This window comes from Bacillus sp. JJ1533 (genome assembly GCF_036965045.1).
GTDB lineage: Bacteria > Bacillota > Bacilli > Bacillales > Bacillaceae_L > Ferdinandcohnia.
On the sequence record NZ_JBALOV010000009.1, the window covers coordinates 27,789 to 33,788 of the forward strand.

5 protein-coding genes are annotated in these 6,000 nt (G+C 34.8%); all 5 read right to left on the reverse strand.

Annotation, left to right across the window (positions count from 1 at the left end; genetic code table 11):
- Positions 1 to 1,274 precede the first annotated feature (1,274 nt).
- The 5 genes from fosB to V7138_RS05885 all read right to left on the reverse strand — a co-directional run bounded on the left by fosB (position 1,275) and on the right by V7138_RS05885 (position 5,909).
- A complete protein-coding gene (gene fosB, locus V7138_RS05865; RefSeq protein ID WP_335394913.1) occupies positions 1,275 to 1,691 on the reverse strand; it encodes a metallothiol transferase FosB in 417 nt (138 codons plus the stop codon).
- Positions 1,692 to 1,845: 154 nt separating this feature from the next.
- A complete protein-coding gene (locus V7138_RS05870; RefSeq protein ID WP_335394914.1) occupies positions 1,846 to 2,721 on the reverse strand; it encodes a GNAT family N-acetyltransferase in 876 nt (291 codons plus the stop codon).
- A gap of 149 nt (positions 2,722 to 2,870) precedes the next feature.
- Positions 2,871 to 3,257, reverse strand: a complete 387-nt coding sequence (locus tag V7138_RS05875) for a hypothetical protein (protein WP_335394916.1) — start codon at positions 3,255 to 3,257, stop codon at positions 2,871 to 2,873.
- A 606-nt stretch (positions 3,258 to 3,863) separates the two neighbouring features.
- Entirely contained in the window at positions 3,864 to 5,129 is a 1,266-nt protein-coding gene (locus tag V7138_RS05880) for a LysM peptidoglycan-binding domain-containing protein (RefSeq protein ID WP_335394918.1), read from the reverse strand.
- Positions 5,130 to 5,426: 297 nt separating this feature from the next.
- Complete coding sequence (locus V7138_RS05885; RefSeq protein ID WP_335394920.1) at positions 5,427 to 5,909, reverse strand: AraC family transcriptional regulator; 483 nt, start codon at positions 5,907 to 5,909, stop codon at positions 5,427 to 5,429.
- Between the last annotated feature and the right edge of the window lie 91 nt (positions 5,910 to 6,000).

A 6,000-nucleotide genomic window follows, 5' to 3' on the forward strand; every position in this document is an offset into this window, starting at 1 on the left:
ACTCTTATTCTACCAAGAGGTTATTTTTATTCTCAAATCTCATTTTCATCCATTACAGGAATGCTGCTTCGTTAGTTCAACAATGAAAGTATTTTTAATTCATAATTTACTCGAACTGCGACATTTCTCCAATTTTCTTCTTTTAAATTTTCCAATAATATGGTATTTTACCATTAACTCTCACCATATTTTTTTGGAGGTATGGATTATTAATGTTGGGACAAAGGTAGTTTACGAATCTGAAATTTATATTGTTATTTGGTTATACGAAAGCGGTTTCTGTGAAATAAGGAAAGATTTTTCTGTAAAGTTAGTTCAACAGTCAACTCTTACTCTTCTTTAAAATTAGTCTCTTTATATGGTTGAGAGTTACTATTTTCACTTATAATGCAAATTGTTTCTCATTTCGTCGTAATGTTTTAAATTTTTTAAATTGAACAATTTTCTCTGTTATAGTTGTAATATATAGGTCCTTGGACATTTGGCTTCGGTCACTTAGTCTAGGGACCTTATTTTTTCATTTAACACTTCGAACTGTGCATTAAAATCTTTAAAAAAATCAATATTTGTCCGAGTCGCTTAATCTTTTTCCGAATATACTATTATTGCTATTACGTGGACATAATAGCATCCACCACCTCCTTAATGGGAATCCATTACCTTGGAAAAGTTGTGGATTCCTACATATATCATATTGAAAAAGACTCATATAAGATTCCTCTAATGACTATTACATTCGAAGTAGTAGTCTTCTTTTGCTTCGCAATTTAGGTCTACTTCGTCATAAAAAAAGTTTTTTCTTATTCAACTATCCTGCACCGTTTGTTCAATAAAGAATTCAATAAAAAAAGGTGGTTAATCCTTGTTAGATCAACGCACCCGTTACTTAAGTACAATATTTCACAATCCTAGAGACAATTTTAGGGTATCAAATCTACCTGAATTTTTCTGGTTCTTCTACATAAAAATCAAGAAAGCCACAATTTGAACAAACATAGGGGTTTATGTTACTCATTGTTTTTACGTTGGGTTTTACATCTGCTTTGTAAATTCTAATTGGATCACTATCTAACTTAGACTCAATCATAAATGACTCACATTTAGAACAAATTCTATCCACTACTATACCTCCTAATATGGTAAATTCTACATTTTTTCTGATTACAACTCAATAATACCATAATATTCAAATAATATTTCTGTAAGTAAGAGACGACCGTTTCGATGATCCCCTTGTTTAACTATTGCACCCGTTTGTTGAATAAGACATCTTTTTAATCAAAAAACACCATATTTGTTTTCTCTTTTTTATAGTAATCCAGTCTATCTTGTAATGTACCAGTATGAAATTCAAATTTATGCCCATCTGGGTCAGTAAAATAGATGGACTTTTTATCTCTTTCATTTCTAGGACGGCCTAACAAGATATTTACATTTAATTTCTGTAATTTGTTGTACATTTTATCAAACTCTTCTTCTTCAATTGAAAAAGCAATATGTGTATAGGATTGATGTATTTCATTACGGAGGATGTCTTTCTCTAGATTTAGAGCAAACCACATTCCGTTCACATCGAAGTAAGCCGTTTTCCTACCTTTTACTATTAGTTTGGCATCAAATACATTCTTATAAAACTCAATAGAATTTTCTAAATCAGAAACTGAAAATAAAAAATGTCCTTTTATCGACATTTTCTCACCTCAATAAAATTTCCCCTTTACTACATGATAAAAGAGATTCCTTCTTCAAGTAACCAGCTCCGTTAGTTAATAACTTCAACAAAAACAAGCGAATGAACTACTTGTTCCAGTAACTTACCATATAGTTTAAGAAGAAGTGCGAAGTTTATAAAGTATTTTTAAGACGATGAAATGATTTTGTTTGAGCATATGGTTCAAACCCAATAGACTTGTAAAATCCTAGTGTTTTAGGGGAAGTACTAACAACAATTGCAGTGTTTGCCCCCTTATCACGCAAAGCATTAAGAGCAAGCTTACAAATGGAACTGCCTAATCCCATTCTCCCAAATCTCGGATCCGTTCCCACAGGCTCCAGTAAACCCACCTTATTCATTTCATCAAACCAAATTAAACAAAATGCTGCGAACTCACCATTAGGGGATTCTATTACCCAATCAAGAGAAGGATCGTAAGGATAGGTATTCATAACATTCCGGTAGCTTTCTTCTGTGACTCTTAATGATTGAAATGCAGCCCTATGTACTGCCACTCGTTTCTTTAAATCTTCAGAGCCCTTGATATGTCGAGCTTTAAACTTATCTGGCAATTTAACAGGGAAAGGACATCTATCCAATGAAATTTTTGTTAGGACTTCAGGAGTTTCTTCTACTGGGTTGAATAAAGAATCTTCTAAGGCTGAAATAAGATGAGACTCAGTTTCTAGGACGGTTACCCTTTGTTCATTGGTTTCAGTTATTCTTTCAAACCAATCAATGACATCCTTAGATAATTCAGTAAAATTAGGGTCAACTTGAAACATTAAACTGCCAGGTAGTTTTACCCATCCCCAAGCTACTGGTTGATCATCCAGTTCCCAAATTGCAGTAATCCATTCATCCTCACGCCCAGCGTGTCGATGGCGTTGCCATGCTAAATCACCAATATGGTAATTAGATTCCAATGTCCATATGGCTTGTGTAAGTTTCTGCATTCGTTTTAAATCACTCGAGTCTTTATAAGTTCGAATTACAGGTTTACTCATTTATTTAATCTCCTCAATCTCCTTGGTATTTGTCCTTACTTATGCCTTACTTTAACAAGATGAGAGCCCCCCTTTATTCAACTAACCTGTACCGTTAATTGAATAAGTGTACAATCCCTTTTTTTAAGTAAAGCACCCGTTCGTGAAAATTAACCTTCGAGTAATTGCATATAATATAATATTTTGCCATTCTCTGCTTCTACTACGATCATTCCAGTATCCCCGGCATTCGTATCATACAGGGCCGTTCCCTTTGGTAACTTTGTAGCTGAGAAATTGGTAAAGAGCAGAAAAGAATTTGTTACTTTTTTGATTTCCCCAATTTCTTTTCCCTTTTGAAATTTACTCTTATCTTTTTCAAACCATTCAAGATCAGTGACATTACTGTACATAAAACCATTATATTTTAAGACATCCGCATCATCATTCTGTTTTAGAACATCTCTCGCAGTTACTTTACCACCATCGGCACTACAACTAACAAGCAAAATAAGAGTCACAATCATAAATAAAAATAAAACAAATGGTTTATTCATCACATCCCCCTTTTTTATATAGACGGTGATTATCTATCAAAAGTTTCTTCTTCAACTTACCTGCTTCGATAGTTGAATAGTATCATCCGTTTAATAAACGAATATTAAAACGGGCAGGTATTAATAAAATATTCCATCCATATCAACTAAAGATAAAGTTATGCAACCCACTTACTACAGAGTTAAGTGGTCGTCTCAGGAAGGAATTTTCTCAAAAGTATTTCTAACAAATTTAATGGAGCAACTTGTTTTAATAACTGGTTTCTCCATTAAACTATTGTAACCCGATACTTTAAGTACATCTTTTCACAGTATCCTAAATTAATTTTTTCAACTTACAGGAATTGGGTTAATCCACTAAATTTCCCCTTTCCTCAAGATAGGGCGCCACTTTTATTCTCGATAAGCGCACGTTAATGGAAGATACTTTAGTCTTCATGATTTCAAAGTCGTGGCAAGTCGCATCACCAGCCGTACAGGAGTTGCTGGGTTTTCCATTTGATATCCTGCCCCTTTAGTTTAAGTACATTTCTTCACAATACAATTGATGTTATTCAACAATATGGCCCGATTGCGGAATAAAAAAACAACCCAGATTCGGTTGCTCTATGTAACAATAAAATGATTATTTAAATAAACCCAATTCTGCGGTGCCGACAGGTTCAAATGCCAGTATGTTACACCTAACAATTGATATTGATCGACTAAATTGTATTTTTCCTGAAAACTCCTAATATCTTCAAACCAAACAATGTGTTCTTCCATTCCCTTCCAATATCGATACCATGGCGAGGCAGCTACCTGATCAAATTCAATCACTGTGTTAGAAGTGATTGCCAAGTTTTGTGCACCATTAACTGATAAAGCCTTTGTCGTGTTATCGCTTACTCTCCAATCATATCCATACAAAGGAAAAGCAATTTGTACCTTACGAGAATCAATCAAACTTGTTGCATAGCTGACAACCTGGTACATCCACCACAACGGTGCTACTGGATCGGGCGGACCGCCTGGATATCCATAATCAATTGTCATAACAGCTACCACGTCTGCAATCTCTCCTATTGCCTGATAGTCATAGGCTCCTACGATCCGATTCGTTGGCAGGTCTTCTGTTTTTGCATGTACATTAACATGTAGAATGCGCTGACCAAGAGCAGCTTTTAATTCGTTCAAAAGTATATTAAACTCTCTCCTGCGTGCAGGAGGAATAAATTGAATATCCAGTGAAACTCCGCCATATTCTTTTTCGTTAACAAACCGTAATAAACTATTTATTAAATTTCTCCGATAAACTGGATTAGCAAACACGTTCCCAGCTAATTCAGCTTCAAAACCCTCAGTTGTAAAGTTACGAATCATTAAAAGAGGTGTAACACCTAGCCGGTTGCTTTCCCTAACGACCTCTGTATCATCTAATAACAAATAGACATAGCCTTGTGTGGTGAACGAATAAGATACCACTGCAACATACGTTAGCGAATTAGATAAAGTCCGAAGAATAGGTAAGGTGGATTGTGGTGTGTACGGAATAATAAATCCCAGCGTATCTATTTTGGGTTTCAACGGCGTTGGAATCTGGAGCCTTTGGCCAATATATAATTGATTCGGATTTATCCTTGGATTTGCCTGTAATATAGCTTCTATCGTGGTATTAAAACGATTAGCCAGCTGCCATAGTGTATTTCCTGCTTTTACCACATAAGGTCTTATCTTAACAATCCCTTCATCCGGAATGTAAAGCGCAAGACCAGGTATGATGGCATTTGTAGAAGGCAAACCATTTACTTTTACAATAGCAGAAACCGGAACCTGATATCGATTTGCAATTCGCCATAAGGATTCCCCTTTTTGGACAACATGAATAGTCATTCGTTTTCACCCCTTGTTCCTAGTTTATGGTCTTGAATTCATTACATAGTACTTAAAACTTAGAATTCTCATAGAAAATGCAAAGGAATGTTTATTAATAAAAAAACGACCTTTTGATTGAGAAGTCGTTGCCCGTTACTTTAAGTACAAAACTTCACAGTCTTTTCTATTCAACAATCTGGCCAGATTGTTGAACACAAGTTAAACATCAATCTTCAACTAATCTGTCCCGTTAGTACAATAAAAAAAGTACCACCAATGATTGGTTGCACTTTCTAAAATTGAGATCGTAAGTTTTCAAGGGTTTCTTTTTTTAATTGGCACAAATAAATCAACTCTACATTTCCCTTCTGGATCTTCGGATGGGTTATTCTTATTAAATTCAAGGTTAAATCTTTCATAATCTGCCTCAAAGTCGCTATTTGGCAACCATTCTCCAAACAAATATTGATAAGCAAAATTCAGCTTTTCAGGTGTATCATAAAATGCATACACGGCGTATTGCCCGCCATCCAACTTCTTGAACGTTATATTCTTATGTTTTTCTTTATCAAAACTATCAGGAATTGTAACACAAGCATCGTGGCGGCAATCCTTGTTTTCAACAAGATCGGGATTATCTAATGAAATTCCGATAAAGGATTGTTGAGGAGGGTAAAGCCCATTGTTAATTGCCCAATTAATCAGCTTTCCCCAGTGCTCTTGTGGTTCAAAATAACTCCCAGTATGTCTAAAAAACGCTACTTCGGTTTCAGGCAATTCTTTTATTAAGATATTCATTTTATAAACATCCCCTTATTGGAAATAATTAGGTCAAAGCATATTTCGACATCTATTGTGAAAATCCCTTCATCAACTCCCTCAGTTTGAT